Below are 13,540 nucleotides of genomic sequence, written 5' to 3'. Positions count from 1 at the left end.
GAGTCGGGGGCTGAGTGGCTGCTTAATAGCGGGCGATTGATTGTTGAGCAGGAAAAGGGAGTGTTAAACTGTGCGGCTCTTGTACAGGGAGTACCCAGTTGACCCAGAGTGTGAAACACCAGGTACGGCGTGCCATCATGGCCCAGCTCTATACCCATGCCTCCTTCAGTCTGCCTTGTCTGGCGCTGCTGGCGATCAGCTGGAGCCTGCTGTTCCACGACTACCTGCCCGCCGGGGAAGCGCTCGGCTGGCTGGGCCTGGTCTTTCTGCTGTTGCTGGGGCGCGGATGGCACCTTCGCTGGCGTCAGCCTCGGCTGGCGGAGCTCCCGCTGCCAGTGCTGGAACGAGAGCTGTTTATCGGAGTGACCATCACCTCCATCATCTGGGCGCTCGGCGTGCTGCTCTACATGGACAGGCTGCCCGACACCTACCGCGCCGCCATGATGATGCTCACCAGCCTGATCCTCACCGGCAGCGCCATCATGCTGTTCGGCAGTCGCCGCACCCTCTACGGGGCTGTGCTGCCCCTCGGCTTTGCCATGTTGTTCGAACTCGGCGGCGGCAACGAGCAGGAGCGGATCGTCTCCTGCATGCTGGCGGGTTACCTGTTCGTGTTCCTGCCGACCCTGCTGCGCCGGTTACGACGGGATCAGGTGGCTTCCCTCTATCACAGTTTTTCCAATGCCGAGCTGGTGGCGGAGCTCAAGGTGGTCTCCGAGCATCTCAAGCTCACCTCCCGCCTGGACGGTCTGACTGGCATCGCAAACCGGGCTCACCTCGACGACACCCTGGCGCGTGCCTGGCGCCGCTGCCATCGAGCCAGGGCACCCCTCTCCCTGGTGCTGGTGGATGTGGACTACTTCAAACAGTTCAACGATCACTATGGCCATCAACTGGGGGACCAGTGCCTGCAGCAGGTGGCGAGCCTGTTGGCTGAGGTGCTGCGGCGGGAGGACGATCTGGCCGCCCGCTACGGCGGGGAGGAGTTCGCCCTGTTGCTGCCCTGCACCACCTTGCAGGGGGCCATGCAGATCGCCGAACAGGTGCGCACGGCCCTGCGCACCCTGGGTATTCCCCACCACAAGTCCCGGGTATCCGGGCGGGTCAGTTGCAGCTTCGGGGTGGCGACCCTGGTGCCGGATCAGCACCACTCCATCGCCGAGCTTATCCAAAAAGCGGATGCGGCCCTCTATCAGGCCAAGCATAATGGCCGGGATCGTATCGAAGTAGCCTTGATGGGTAAGGTTGCCTGAGTTTCACATGACAGATTTAAAGAGGTCGTCTATGCAATGTCATCGTATCGAAGAGCTGCTGGAGCTGCTGCAGCCCGCCTGGATCAAGGAGCAGGATCTCAGCCTGGTGCAATTCATCGCCAAACTGGCGGCGGAGGCGGGCTATGACGGCGCCCTGTCCGAGCTGACCGACGACATGCTGATCTACCACCTCAAGATGCGCGAATCCGACAAGCAGGCGATGATCCCGGGCCTGGCCAAGGACCATGTTCCTGACTTCAAGGAAGCCCTGCTCAAGGCCCGCGGCATCAAGTAACCCGACCGCCGGGTTGCTGGAAGAGGAAGGTTTCAAGGGAATCTCTATAAAGGCGCATAGTCAACTGGCTATGGGCCTTTTTTGTTGCCTGAAATTGCGACGGCACTCGAACTATAGATACATTTAACCCACACAATTAGCAGGCTGTTTAAGATATAATCGCTTCATAACAATATGAGTGGAGCGATGTGTTGCAATGGCCGACCAGGACAAGATCGATATCAAGGATGTGACCGACAAGAACGTCACCGGGACCTTCAATCCCCACACGTTCAAGGCGGGCGATGACAGGTTCAATCCCGGCAACCGCATCTACGTCAGGTCCCAGACCGGCTACTGGCAGCGGGTGCGCAAGGCCATGGGCTGGTTCTTCGTCGCCCTCTTCGTCACTTTGCCCCTGCTGCGCTACGACGGCCGCCAGGCGGTACTGTTCGATCTGGAGCATCAGCAGTTCCACATCTTCGGCGCCACCATCTGGCCGCAGGACCTGACCCTGCTGGCCTGGGTCTTCATGATCGCCGCCTTCGCCCTCTTCTTCGTTACCACCTTCCTCGGCCGGGTCTGGTGTGGCTATCTCTGCCCACAGACGGTATGGACCTTCATGTTTATCTGGTTCGAGGAGAAGCTGGAAGGCGCCGCCAACAAGCGCCGCAAGCTGGATGCCGCCCCCTGGAGTGGCGAGAAGCTGGCCCGCAAGGGCGCCAAGCACCTGGCCTGGATCCTGCTGTCGCTGGGCACCGGCCTCACCTTCGTCGCCTACTTCCAGGACGTGTTCCAACTGGTGCCTGACTTCTTCACCCTGCAGGCGAGCGGCTGGGTCATCTTCTGGGTGATCTTCTTCGCTGCCTGTACCTACGGCAACGCCGGCTGGATGCGCGCCATCATGTGCATCCACATGTGCCCCTATGCCCGCTTCCAGTCCGCCATGTTCGACAAGGACACCTACATCGTCGGCTACGACACCAAGCGCGGCGAGACCCGTGGTGCCCGTGGCCGCAAGGCCGATCCCAAGGCGCTGGGGCTGGGGGACTGCATCGACTGCGACCTCTGCGTGCAGGTCTGCCCGACCGGCATCGACATCCGCGACGGCCTGCAGTACGAGTGCATCAACTGCGGCGCCTGCGTCGATGCCTGCGATCAGACCATGGATCGGATGGGCTATCCGAAGGGGCTGATCAGCTACACCACTGAGCACAAGCTGGCCCACAACCAGACCCATGTGGCCAGGCCCAAGCTGCTCGGCTATGGCCTGGTGATGGTCATCATGCTGGTGGTCTTCGTCTACAACGCCATGTCGATCATGCCCATGGGGCTCGATATCCTGCGGGATCGCAACCAGCTGTTCCGGGAGAACAGCGAGGGGCTCATCGAGAACACCTATACCCTCAAGATCCTCAACAAGACCCTGCAGTCCCAGACCTATCAGCTGGATGTGGAGGGGTTGCCGGAACACCAGTGGTTCGGTCCGCGGGAAGTGACTCTCAAACCAGGGGAAATTTTCACCCTGCCGGTGAGCCTGGCGGTGGATCCCTTCAACCTGAAGCGGCCGACCCTGGATGTCCAGTTCGTGCTCAAGCGGGAAGGGGCCGCGCCGGACGACAGCAAGGGGATCCTGCGTCAGCCGAGCAAATTTATCAGCCGGTTGTGACCACCAGGGCAACCTGCACTGAAACAACCCAGCAAATATATCAGCAGGTTGTGAGGGTTTACGGGAGGGCGGGTCGTCCATCTCGGGCAGGATCGGATAGAATGGGGCGCAACAGCGCCCCTTTCTCATGGTGGATGACATGCGTTTCAACTATTCCGACCTCAATCCCGACCTCATCATGGATGCGATCGATCTCAGCGGCCTGCGCATCGATTCCGGCCTCATCGAGCTCAACAGCTATGAAAACCGGGTCTACCAGTTTCAGGATGAGGATCGTCGCCGCTACGTGGTGAAGTTCTATCGTCCCGGTCGCTGGAGCCGGGCCCAGATCCTCGAGGAGCATGAGTTTGCCGCCCGTCTCAATGAGACGGAGATCCCGGTGGCCGCCCCCATCGCGTTTGCTGGCGAGACCCTGCTGGAGCATCAGGGTTACCCCTTCGCCATCTGGCAGAGCGTCGGTGGCCGTCAGTTCGAGGTGGACAACCTGGATCAGCTGGAGTGGGTGGGACGCTATCTTGGTCGCATTCACCGGGTCGGGGCCAGTCACTCCTTCCACCATCGCATCCAGCTGGATGTGGAGAGCATGCTGCACGAGCCGCGTCAGCTGCTGGCGGCCGGTGAATGGGTGCCGAGCGGCCTGGCCAAGTCTTTCTTCGGGGTGCTCGACGAGCTGATCCGGCACGTGAGCGACGCCATGACCCTGGATGTGGCCCGCATCTCCCTGCATGGCGACTGTCACCCAGGCAACATCCTGTGGCGTGACGGCCCCTTGTTCGTCGATCTCGACGACTGCCGCACCGGCCCCGCCATTCAGGATCTCTGGATGATGCTGAGCGGTGAGCGCCACGAGCAGCAGATCCAGCTCGACACCCTGCTGGCGGGCTACGAAGAGTTCATGGAGTTCGACCCTCGGGAGCTGGCGCTGATAGAGCCGCTGCGAGCCATGCGCATCGTCCACTACATGGCCTGGCTAGCAAGGCGCTGGGAAGACCCCGCCTTCCCCCGTCACTTCCCCTGGTTCAATACGGATCACTACTGGCGCCAGCAGATCGCGACCCTGCACGACCAGCTGGCGGCGCTCAAGGCCCCGCCTCTGACGCTGATGCCGAACTGGTGAGCAGATAGCCGGTTCGCGATGCCCAGAGTGTGACCGGCGGGCCGCGCGCCAGGCATTGCCGCTGATGCCGAGCGGGTGAGCCGGGCAAGCCCCGGCAACCGAACCCGGTATGTCACGACGAGGGGCTCGCCCATCCGCCTTTGCCATTGACGGCAGGAGGGGGACGCAATAGGCTTGGACTGCTTCGGTTCGCCGGGCGTGCCTCACAGTGATCCCTTAACAGGAAACGTCATGAAAAAAGTACTATTTTTCCTCGCTGCCATGCTGATGATCCCCATGGTTCACGCCGCCCCGGAATTCAAGGAAGGCGTCAACTATGACGTGGTCACCCAGACCGGTAGCGCCCAACCTGAAGTACTGGAGTTCTTCTCCTACTTCTGCCCGCACTGCGCCAAGTTCGAGCCGATTGCCGAGGAGCTTAAGAAGAGCCTGCCGGAAGGCGTGGCGATGAAGAAGAACCCGGTGGCTTTCCTGGGTCGCGAGATGGGCCCCGAGATGCAGCGTGCCTATGCGGTTGCCAATCTGCTGAATGTGGAAGGCAAGCTGACCCCGGTCATCTTCGACAAGATCCACACCCAGCGTCAGGTGCCGCAAAGCCGTGCCGACGTGAAGCAGATCTTCGTGGACAACGGCGTGCCGGCCGAGGAGTTTGACGGTGCCGTCGACAGCTTCGCCGTCTCCGGCATGGTCTCCCAGTTCGACCGCAACACCGAGAGCTACAACGTGCGTGGTGTGCCGGCCTTCCTGGTCAATGGCAAGTACATGGTGAAAATTGAATCCATCACTTCCCAGGAGCAGTTCAACCAGCTGGTGAAATTCCTGCTGGCCAAGAAAGATTGATTGTTGCCTGACCGCATGAAGAAAGCCCGCCGGTGCGAACCGGCGGGCTTTTTGTTTTTGTGGCCGCCAGAACCGGCCGCCTCGTCGGGCAGGGCGGACGGAGTCGGATCAAACCTGATTCAGATCTGGCAGTCTCGCTGGGAAGGCGCGGGGCGCGGCAACCGGGTGCGGCGGCTGATGGCTTCCGCCAGCCAGACCAGCAGCAAGATGGCCAGGATCAGGGTGGCCGCCTGATCGTAACGGAACAGACTCAGGGATACATAGAGTTGCTGTCCCAGTCCGCCTGCGCCCACCACCCCGAGGATGGTGGCGGCGCGCAGGTTCATCTCGCCGCGATAGAGGCTGTAAGCCAGCCACTGCCGTGACACCAGCGGGAACAGACCGTACCAGAAGCTGGCCGTGGGGCCGGCACCGCTCAATTGCAGGGCGAGGCGGGGGGTCTGATCCGCGTTCTCAAGCGTCTCCACGAACAGCCGGGCCAGCACCCCAGTGGTATGCAGGGTGAGCGCCAGTATGCCCGCCACCGGCCCCAGCCCGACCGCGATCACCAGCAGGCTGGCGAAGATGAGCTCGGGCACGGAGCGCAACAGGTTGAACAGCAACCGCAGCGGCCAGCAGTGGCGGGCGAGGCAGGCCAGCGGCAGTGCCAGCAGGGCGCTCAACAGGGTGCTCAGCAGCGCCATCTGCACCGTATCGAGCAGACCAAGGCCGACTGTTCGCAGAAAAGGCCCCGACCAGTCCGGTTGCAGAAACTCGCCGACAAACTGCCCCAGTCCGCCGAAGGAGACGCTCAGCATGCGCCAGTCGAGCTGATAGAACGCCAGGGCGCTGGCCAGCCCCAGGCAGATCAGCAGTTGCAGGCCGGGAGCGCGGCTGTGGCGCAGCCAGGCACTGAGGCCATCCGCCAGCGTGACCAGCAGGATGAAGGCAAGCAGCAGGGTCACCACCTCGCCGCCGGAAAACATGCGCAACGAGAGTTCGAGCTGCTGGCCGAGCCCGCCGGCGCCGACGAAGCCCATGATGACGGAGGCGCGCAGGGCACACTCCCAGCGATAGACGGTGTAGGAGAGCAGCTCCTGACGCACCGCAGGCAGCACGCCGTACCAGAGCGCCTGCAGGCGGCCGCTGCCGCCGAGCAGCAGGGCACGGGCCGGTTGCAGGGCGCCGCTCTCCATGATCTCGTTGTAGACCTTGGCCAGCATGCCGCCGTAGCTGACGGCGATGGCCAGGATGGCGGCGAGCGGCCCGAGCCCGGAGAGGCGCACGAACAGCAGCGCCCAGATTAGCTCGGGCAGGCTGCGCAGCAGGATGGCGATGAACCGGCTGAAGGCGCGCAAGGCGCCGCGCAGCGGGCTGGGGATGGGGCCCAGCTCGGCCAGCGACAGGGCGCGGGAGCCGAGCAGGGCGAACGGAATGCCGAGCAGCAGGGCGCCGGCCAGCCCCAGGGTCGCCACGGCCAGACTCTCCAGGGTGGCGGTCAGGGTCAGGGCGAGAAAGCTCTGATCAAGGCGGGGTGGCCAGCTGGTGGCGAGGAAGTTGCCCATCTGCCGCCAGCTCTGGCCATCGAGCAGGCCGAGCCAGCCGTCGGCCTGCTGCCACAGGCTGAAGCCGATCAGGGCCAGCAGCCAGGGCAGGGGATGGCGCCAGCGGCGCATCAGCCGCTGCACGGCAGTGCCTCTCGCTCGCCGGCATAGAGGGCGGCCAGCATGGCCGGGGTGACGGCGGTGGCGGGGCAGTCGAACTGCACCCGCCCCTCGCGCAGGCCTATGATGCGGGGGAAGCGCTCGAGCGCTAGGTCGACCGCGTGCAGGCTGGCGATCAGGGTGCTGCCGCGAGTGCGGGCTTGCGCCAGCAGGGCATCCAGGCTGCTTTGGGCGAGCACGGGATCGAGGGCGGAAACGGGTTCATCGGCCAGCATCAGGTCCGGCTGCTGATAGAGCACCCGGGCGATGCCGACCCGCTGCAACTGGCCACCGGAGAGCTCGCCGCAGCGCTGTTGCCACTTGTCGGCGAGGCCGAGGCGAGCCAGTTCGGCCCGTGCACCTTGCGGATCGCAGGGGCGCAGCAGCGAGAGCAGGGCACGAGCGAGGGACCACTGGCCGAGTCTGCCGACCAGTACGGCAGTCACCACCGGCTGGGAGGCGGGCAGCGGAGGCTGTTGCCAGACCATGCCGATCCGGCTGCGCAGCCGCTGGCGGGCCCGGGTGGAGAGGGCCCAGGGATCCTGGCCCCAGAGGGCAAGCCTACCCTCGCCACGCAGCTCGGTGCCGATCAGCCGCAGCAGGCTGGTCTTGCCCGCGCCGCTCGGTCCTATGATGGCGACACACTCCCCCGCCTCGATCTGCAGGCGAAGCGGATGCAGGATGCGACTCTCGCCGAGCCTCAGTCCTGCCCCCTCCAGCGCAACGGCGATCACTTCAGCAGACCGGCCTGGGTCGCGGCCGCTTCGATGCCCTGATAGTTCTCGGGCCTGGTTTCGATGAAACGGCTGGCCCGCTGCAGCTTGAGGATCTCGGCCTGGGCCGGGACGGCAGGATCCAGGCTGAGGAAGGCCTGCTTGATCTTCTCCTGCAGCGCCGGATCCAGGTCGCCGCGCACCGTCCAGTTGTAGTCAAAGTAGGTCGGTGTGGTCCAGATCACCTTGACCTTGGCGGTATCGACCTTGCCCTCTTCCACCAGCTTGTCCCACACCGAGGCGTTGAGCGCACCGGCCGGCACCTTGCCGGAGGCGACCCAGGCGACGGTGGCGTCGTGAGCACCCGAGAAGGCGACATGGGCGAGGTCACGCTCCGGATTGATGCCCTGCTCGGCCAGGAAGTGGCGCGGCATCAGGTGGCCCGAGGTGGAGGAGGGGGAACCGAAGGCGAAGTCCTTGCCCCTGGTGTCGGCCAGGGTCTTGATGCCGCTGTCGGCGTTGGCGATGAACTTGGAGGTGAACTGGGCGTCCTCCTGGCGCTGTACCAGCGGCACCACCTTGTCGGCACGGCGATGGGCCTGCACATAGGTGAAGCCCCCGAGCCAGGCCATGTCTAGCTTGCCGGCGGCCAGCGCCTCCACCACGGCGGCATAGTCGTTGACCGGCACGAACACCACCTCGCGGCCGGTCTGCTTGGCCAGGTAGTCACCCAGCGGGGCAAACTTGCGCTGCAGCTCGGTGGGGGCTTCGTCCGGAATGGCGGAAACTCGCAACGGCTCGGCGGCGGTGGCACCCAGGCTGGCCAGCAGGGTGGTGAGGGCAAATATCCATTTCGAAGTCATGGGCAGTTCCTTGTGGTCTGTTGTTCGGGCAAGAGAAAGGCCCGACACGAGTCGGACCTTGCAAAAGGGTCATGGTAGGGGGCCTGTCGTGCTCTGCGCAAGATGGGCCCCTCAAAAAGGCGCGTTACACCCCGACGTGGAACGCCTGCTTGAGGTTGCGGATGAAGTCCGCATCCCGGCACAGGGTCTTGCCCGGGCTGTCTGAGATCTTGGCGACCGGGCCGCCGTTGCACTCCATCAGCTTGAAGACGATGTTCATGGGGCTAACACCGGGCAGATCGCAGGTGAGCTGGGTGCCGATGCCGAAGCTGGTGTTGATGCGGCCCCGGAAGTGGCGCAGCAGCTGCACCGCCTTGTCGAGATTGAGCCCGTCGGAGAACACCAGCGTCTTGTCTCTTGGGTCGATGCCGAGCCGCTGGTAGTGGCTGATGGCCTTCTCGCCCCATACCACGGGATCGCCGGAGTCGTGGCGCAGCCCCTGATAGCGGCTGGCCAGCTCGAAGTCGAAGTCGCGCAGGAAGGCATCCATGGTGATGCAGTCGGTCAGGGCGATGCCGAGGTGGTTGGTGAATTCATCCAGCCAGCTGGTGAGGGCTGCGCGCTGGCTGTGCTCCAGCGGGAAGCCGAGCTGCTGGTGGGCCTGGAACCATTCGTGGGCCTGGGTGCCCACCGCCGGCAGCCGGTATTTCTGGGCCAGCTGGTAGTTGCTGGTGCCCTTGAATGCTGGCAGGCGCTCCTTGAGACGACCCACCACCGCATCCTGCACCGCGTGGGAGAAGCGGCGGCGGGTGCCGAAGTCGATGAGGTTGAAATCCTGCATCTCCGCCGGGCTCAGCTCCCGCTCCAGCTTGTCTAGCTTCTGGTCCAGTCGCGCCAGGGCATGGCTCACCCCGAACTGGGGATAGCGGAAGCGGTTGCGCATCTCGCTGATGATGGCGAGCACCGGTATTTCCCACAGGATCACATCCTGCCAGGGCCCCTCGACTCGCACGTTGATGCGACCATCCCGTTCGAACACCTTGAGCAGGGAGGCATCGAGCGGCTTGCGGCGCAGGTGATCCAGGTAATCGGCGGTGAAGAAGGGGCGTTCGGCCAGGAAGTCGAGCTCTGGCCTGGTCAGCCGCAAGGAGCCGGCGAGGTGCAGCTGCTCCTCGATCTGGCCCATCATGGGCAGCAGATCCTCTTCGTTGCGGCTGTGGAACTCGGCCACCACCTCGGCATCCGGGTAGCGATGGAACACCGCCTGCTGCATGTGCAGCTTGTAGGCATCGGTGTCGAGCAGGCTGGTGAGGATAGGGGGCATATCAGGCGTCCAGCAGGCGTTGTACATCGGTCAGGGTTTGGGCCAGTTCGGCGCCCGCCTCGATCATCTGGGAGTGGGCGCTGGCCACCGTCTCGGGGGCGATGCCACGACAGGCGTCGAGATGAACGATGACCCGCAGACCGGCTCGGCGCAGTTGCAGCACGCTGGTCTTGACGCAGTAGTCGGTGGCGAGGCCTCCCACCAGCACCGTGCTGACGCCCCGTGCTTGCAGGAATTCGATAAGCCCGGTGCTGCGGCGCTCGGCCAGGTCGTGGTAGCAGGCACCGTACGGATGCAGATCCGGCTCGACCCCCTTCCAGACGAAGAAGTCATAGTCGATGGGGGCGGGCAGGCCATCGAGCAGTTCGAAGCCTTGGGTGCCGGGCACGCAATGAGCCGGCCAGGTGAGATCGGCGTTGGGCAGATCCAGGGGTTGCAGCATGGCGGCGGGGCTTGTCACGACCCAGGCGGCGTTCGCGGGGTGGGCATCCTTGCTGCCGACTCGCAGGGTGGCGAGGGCGGCCTGCGCGTTGAGGGCCGCCACTATGTCAGCCCCGCCCGCGACGGGCAGTTCGTTCGGGCAGAGAGGGGTAAAGCCCTTCTGCGCATCTATATCCAGGCTGGCGATGGTTCCCATGGGTGGCTCCTGCACATAATATTCTTGTGATATTATCTACCAAACATTATTAGAAGGCGAGCAGGTCGACCAGGATGCCGAGAATGAGTCTGGATATGGTGGTGCTGCGGTTGAACGAGGAGCGGCTCGAACTGCTGCTCGAGACCCGGGATCGCCCCCCCTTTACCCACTGCTGGCAGTTGCCGGCCCTGCGCATCGACGAGACCCGGGATCGGGATCTGGATGCCGCCCGCCACCGTCTGCTGGCGGAGTGGGGGCTGGGTCATTGCTACAGCGAACAGGTCTGTACCCTCGGCAATCTGGAGCGGGATCCCCGTGGCTGGTCCACCACCCTGGTCTATCTCTGTCTGGTGGAACCCAGAGCGGAGGCCGTGCGAGGTCATTGGCACCCGCTTTCGGCCTTGTCTGGCCTCGACCTCGCCTTCGATCACGACCAACTGATCGCCAGAGGGCTGGAGCGGTTGCGCATCAAGAGCCGCTACAGCACCTTGCCGCTGCAACTGTTGGGGACCGAATTCACCCTCTCCGAGGTGCAACGGGCCTTCGAGATCGTCCTGCAGACGCCGATGAACACGGCGGCGTTTCGCAAGCGGATCCATCGCGCCGACATCCTGGTAGATACCGGTCGCAAGCGCACCGGCAAGCAGCGTCCCGCCATCCTATATCGGTTGGAAAACCCCTGCTGCGTGATGTTCGATCAGGTGATGAATGGAGCCGAGGCATGAACAAAGCACCGCCCCGGGTGCTGGTCAGCGTCTGCCTGCTGGATCCAATGCCGCCGCACTACGACGGCTATGCACCAAGGTATCTGGTCGACCAATGGAGAACGAAGCATGAGTGACGCAGGAATGCACAAGGTATTGGTAAGCGCCTGTCTGCTGGGCCAGCCGGTTCGCTACGACGGCCAGAGCAAGGGGATCGTCAGCGACTGGCTGAATGAACTGGGCGCCGAGGGGCGGGTGCTGGCCTTCTGCCCCGAGGTGGCAGGCGGCTTGTCGACCCCGCGCCCGCCCGCCGAACGGCAGGGCGAGCTAGTGGTGACCGAAAGCGGGCTGGATGTGACGGCGGAATTCGATCGTGGCGCCGAACTGGCGCTGGCGATCTGCCAGCGGCAGGGCATTCGCTTCGCGCTGCTGAAAGAGGGCAGTCCCTCCTGTGGCAGCGGCCGTATCTATAACGGCCGCTTCGAGGGGGTTTCCGTGGCGGGGGAGGGCAAGACCACCGCCCTGCTGCGCCGCCACGGCATTGCCGTGTTCAGCGAGGATCAGCTACCCGAGCTGGCGTCGGCGCTCTCCTTGGCGGTCAACGCCGCGGGCGCCTGAGCCTGCTGCCAGCCTTCCAGCACCTCGTCCTTCTCCTGCCAGCGCTGGTTCAGCCACGCCTGGAAGCCGCGCTTGAACTGCTTGTCGTTGAAGTAATCCCCTACCAGCTGCCCGTCCACCGGCAGCTCCTCGATGCGTACCCGGATGCGCTTCATCCGCCCCATCAAAAAGTCCTTGAACGGGGTCTCTGCGTTGTCCGGATAACTGATGGTGACATTGATCAGACTGTCGAACTGTTCTCCCATGGCCGCCAGGGTGAAGGCCAGCCCCGCCGCCTTGGGTGGCATCAGGTGCTGGTAACGGGAACGGGTCGCCTCTCGCTTTTCCTCGGTGAAGCGGGTCCCCTCAACGAAGTTGATGACGGTGGTGGGGATGTGGCGAAACTTCTCGCAGGCGTGGCGGGTGGTCTCGATATCCTTGCCGCGAAGGTGCGGGTTGCGCAGCAGGAATTCCCGTGAGTAGCGGCGCATAAAGGGCATGTCCAGTCCCCAGCAGGCGAGCCCCAACAACGGGATGTAGATGAGCTCGTGTTTCATGAAAAACTTGGGCACCGGCAGCCGGTCGCGGAACAGGTGACCCAGCACCACTATGTCGGTCCAGCTCATGTGGTTGCTGATGATGAGGTACCAGCCATCCTTGCGCAGCCGGGTGTCATCTTCCACCTGCCAGTCGATGCGGGTGGTGAGGCTTATCACCAGGGCGTTGCAGGCCAGCCACAGGCGCATGAAGCCATTGTTGAGCCGGCTGCAGGCGCGGCCAAAGGCCGGGATCGGCAGCAGCAGTTTGACCAGCGACACCAGCAGGATCAGGCTGGCACACAGGGCGGTGAACAAAATGGTCAGGCTGGTGCTGATGAACAGCACCAGGGGACCCGGGAGCAGGCTTGGCATGGGTATCGTTTACTGCGTCTTGTCCGCCAGCAGCTGACCCAGGGTCTGGTCCTTCTCACGCCAGATCCCGTTCAGCCACTGTTGAAACTCTTGTTGGAACTCGGGGTCATTGAAGTAATCCCCCACCAGATTGCGTTCGATCGGCAGAAAGCGGACCCGAACCTTGATCTCCTTGACCCGACCGCACATGAAGTCCCAATAGCTGGGGATGCCACCCGGATAGGCGATGGTCACATCCACCAGCTTGTGCAGTTGATCACCCATGGCCGCCAGGGTGAAGGCGATGCCGCCAGCCCTCGGGTGCAGGAGGTGGCGATAGGGCGCGCCCTGTTTGTCGTGCTTGTGGGCGGTGAAGCGGGTGCCCTCCACAAAGTTCATCACACTCACTGGAATGTGGCGGAACTTGGCACAGGCCTTCCGTGTCGTTTCTATGTCTTTTCCCTTCAGATAGGGTCGTTTTTCCAGAAGTTTACGGGAATAGCGCCGCATGAAGGGGAAGTCCAGCGCCCACCATGCCAGACCGAGAAAAGGTACCCAAATCAGTTCTTTCTTGAGGAAAAACTTCAGGAAGGGGATTTTCTGATTAAAAATCCGCTGCAGTACCAGTATGTCGACCCAGGATTGATGGTTGGCAATCACCATATACCACTCATTCCGGCGCCCTTTGTCCACTCCGACCACCTCGAAAGGGGTTCTGATGATGGTTTTCTGGATCAGGTTGTTGAAACCTATCCAGCAGCTGGCGCAGCCGTCCAGCAGGGCGTTGCAGAGGGTTCGCCAGCCCTTGAGGGGCAGCAACAGCTTGATGAGACCGAGCAGCAGGATGGGGACAAACCAGAACAGGGTGTTGAAAAAATAGAGCAGGGTCGAGAGGCAGCCGCGCAGCCGCTCTATCAGCTTGTTGTGCATGAATCGGATCCGTTTTCGTGTCTGTGGGTGGTAACCAAGTGGTCAGATCTGTGGCCATAATATCAGCC

14 protein-coding genes are annotated in these 13,540 nt (G+C 63.3%); 7 read left to right on the top strand and 7 right to left on the bottom strand.

What is annotated here, in order from left to right; translation table 11 throughout:
• The first annotated feature begins 98 nt into the window (after window positions 1–98).
• The 5 genes from KW824_RS16705 to KW824_RS16685 all read left to right on the top strand — a co-directional run bounded on the left by KW824_RS16705 (window position 99) and on the right by KW824_RS16685 (window position 5,153).
• Window positions 99–1,253 carry a diguanylate cyclase gene (locus KW824_RS16705; RefSeq protein WP_042649856.1) on the top strand — a complete coding sequence of 385 codons (1,155 nt, stop codon included), beginning with the start codon at window positions 99–101 and terminating at the stop codon, window positions 1,251–1,253.
• 31 nt (window positions 1,254–1,284) lie between these two features.
• Window positions 1,285–1,548, top strand: a complete 264-nt coding sequence (locus KW824_RS16700) for a YihD family protein (RefSeq protein ID WP_005323718.1) — start codon at window positions 1,285–1,287, stop codon at window positions 1,546–1,548.
• A 196-nt stretch (window positions 1,549–1,744) separates the two neighbouring features.
• Window positions 1,745–3,196, top strand: a complete 1,452-nt coding sequence (gene ccoG, locus KW824_RS16695; RefSeq protein ID WP_043128763.1) for a cytochrome c oxidase accessory protein CcoG — start codon at window positions 1,745–1,747, stop codon at window positions 3,194–3,196.
• A 127-nt stretch (window positions 3,197–3,323) separates the two neighbouring features.
• Complete coding sequence (locus tag KW824_RS16690; protein WP_005323697.1) at window positions 3,324–4,313, top strand: serine/threonine protein kinase; 990 nt, start codon at window positions 3,324–3,326, stop codon at window positions 4,311–4,313.
• Between the two features lie 231 nt (window positions 4,314–4,544).
• Complete coding sequence (locus KW824_RS16685; protein ID WP_005323695.1) at window positions 4,545–5,153, top strand: thiol:disulfide interchange protein DsbA/DsbL; 609 nt, start codon at window positions 4,545–4,547, stop codon at window positions 5,151–5,153.
• A gap of 119 nt (window positions 5,154–5,272) precedes the next feature.
• Here the strand turns inward: KW824_RS16685 and phnE are convergent, their stop codons facing one another.
• The 5 genes from phnE to KW824_RS16660 all read right to left on the bottom strand — a co-directional run bounded on the left by phnE (window position 5,273) and on the right by KW824_RS16660 (window position 10,351).
• Window positions 5,273–6,808 carry a phosphonate ABC transporter, permease protein PhnE gene (gene phnE / locus KW824_RS16680; protein ID WP_182788789.1) on the bottom strand — a complete coding sequence of 512 codons (1,536 nt, stop codon included), beginning with the start codon at window positions 6,806–6,808 and terminating at the stop codon, window positions 5,273–5,275.
• A complete protein-coding gene (locus KW824_RS16675; protein ID WP_218410359.1) occupies window positions 6,808–7,569 on the bottom strand; it encodes an ATP-binding cassette domain-containing protein in 762 nt (253 codons plus the stop codon). Before KW824_RS16675 ends, phnE begins: the two co-directional genes overlap by 1 nt.
• A complete protein-coding gene (locus KW824_RS16670) occupies window positions 7,566–8,411 on the bottom strand; it encodes a putative selenate ABC transporter substrate-binding protein (protein ID WP_182787173.1) in 846 nt (281 codons plus the stop codon). Before KW824_RS16670 ends, KW824_RS16675 begins: the two co-directional genes overlap by 4 nt.
• Before the next feature lie 124 nt (window positions 8,412–8,535).
• Window positions 8,536–9,714 (bottom strand): nicotinate phosphoribosyltransferase, encoded by a 1,179-nt coding sequence (gene pncB, locus KW824_RS16665; RefSeq protein WP_218410358.1) that lies wholly within the window; start codon window positions 9,712–9,714, stop codon window positions 8,536–8,538.
• 1 nt (window position 9,715) lies between these two features.
• Window positions 9,716–10,351: a nicotinamidase gene (locus KW824_RS16660; RefSeq protein WP_182787177.1), complete on the bottom strand. Its 636-nt coding sequence runs from the start codon at window positions 10,349–10,351 to the stop codon at window positions 9,716–9,718.
• A 74-nt stretch (window positions 10,352–10,425) separates the two neighbouring features.
• Here KW824_RS16660 and KW824_RS16655 point away from each other — a divergent pair, with 74 nt between their 5' ends.
• Together KW824_RS16655 and KW824_RS16650 are read left to right on the top strand one after the other, a co-directional pair.
• Complete coding sequence (locus KW824_RS16655; RefSeq protein ID WP_171272891.1) at window positions 10,426–11,076, top strand: DNA mismatch repair protein MutT; 651 nt, start codon at window positions 10,426–10,428, stop codon at window positions 11,074–11,076.
• Window positions 11,077–11,184: 108 nt separating this feature from the next.
• Complete coding sequence (locus KW824_RS16650) at window positions 11,185–11,673, top strand: DUF523 domain-containing protein (protein WP_218410357.1); 489 nt, start codon at window positions 11,185–11,187, stop codon at window positions 11,671–11,673.
• Here the strand turns inward: KW824_RS16650 and KW824_RS16645 are convergent.
• Window positions 11,616–12,563 (bottom strand): acyltransferase, encoded by a 948-nt coding sequence (locus KW824_RS16645; RefSeq protein WP_171272889.1) that lies wholly within the window; start codon window positions 12,561–12,563, stop codon window positions 11,616–11,618. The genes KW824_RS16650 and KW824_RS16645 overlap by 58 nt on opposite strands.
• Before the next feature lie 9 nt (window positions 12,564–12,572).
• Window positions 12,573–13,472 (bottom strand): acyltransferase, encoded by a 900-nt coding sequence (locus KW824_RS16640; RefSeq protein ID WP_171269386.1) that lies wholly within the window; start codon window positions 13,470–13,472, stop codon window positions 12,573–12,575.
• Between the last annotated feature and the right edge of the window lie 68 nt (window positions 13,473–13,540).

It is taken from the genome of Aeromonas sp. sif0611, assembly GCF_019218845.1.
GTDB classification, from domain to species: domain Bacteria; phylum Pseudomonadota; class Gammaproteobacteria; order Enterobacterales; family Aeromonadaceae; genus Aeromonas; species Aeromonas media.
The sequence above is the reverse complement of the archived record's forward strand: the minus strand, read 5'-3'. Positions and strand labels throughout refer to the sequence as shown.

Coding starts and splice junctions, on each gene's coding strand:
- KW824_RS16645 (WP_171272889.1), bottom strand. CDS start 12,563: ATGCCAAGCCTGCTCCCGGGTCCCCTGGTGCTGTTCATCAGCACCAGC.
- KW824_RS16685 (WP_005323695.1), top strand. CDS start 4,545: ATGAAAAAAGTACTATTTTTCCTCGCTGCCATGCTGATGATCCCCATG.
- KW824_RS16660 (WP_182787177.1), bottom strand. CDS start 10,351: ATGGGAACCATCGCCAGCCTGGATATAGATGCGCAGAAGGGCTTTACC.
- KW824_RS16670 (WP_182787173.1), bottom strand. CDS start 8,411: ATGACTTCGAAATGGATATTTGCCCTCACCACCCTGCTGGCCAGCCTG.
- KW824_RS16655 (WP_171272891.1), top strand. CDS start 10,426: ATGCCGAGAATGAGTCTGGATATGGTGGTGCTGCGGTTGAACGAGGAG.
- pncB (WP_218410358.1), bottom strand. CDS start 9,714: ATGCCCCCTATCCTCACCAGCCTGCTCGACACCGATGCCTACAAGCTG.
- KW824_RS16640 (WP_171269386.1), bottom strand. CDS start 13,472: ATGCACAACAAGCTGATAGAGCGGCTGCGCGGCTGCCTCTCGACCCTG.
- KW824_RS16700 (WP_005323718.1), top strand. CDS start 1,285: ATGCAATGTCATCGTATCGAAGAGCTGCTGGAGCTGCTGCAGCCCGCC.
- ccoG (WP_043128763.1), top strand. CDS start 1,745: ATGGCCGACCAGGACAAGATCGATATCAAGGATGTGACCGACAAGAAC.
- KW824_RS16690 (WP_005323697.1), top strand. CDS start 3,324: ATGGTGGATGACATGCGTTTCAACTATTCCGACCTCAATCCCGACCTC.
- phnE (WP_182788789.1), bottom strand. CDS start 6,808: ATGCGCCGCTGGCGCCATCCCCTGCCCTGGCTGCTGGCCCTGATCGGC.
- KW824_RS16650 (WP_218410357.1), top strand. CDS start 11,185: ATGAGTGACGCAGGAATGCACAAGGTATTGGTAAGCGCCTGTCTGCTG.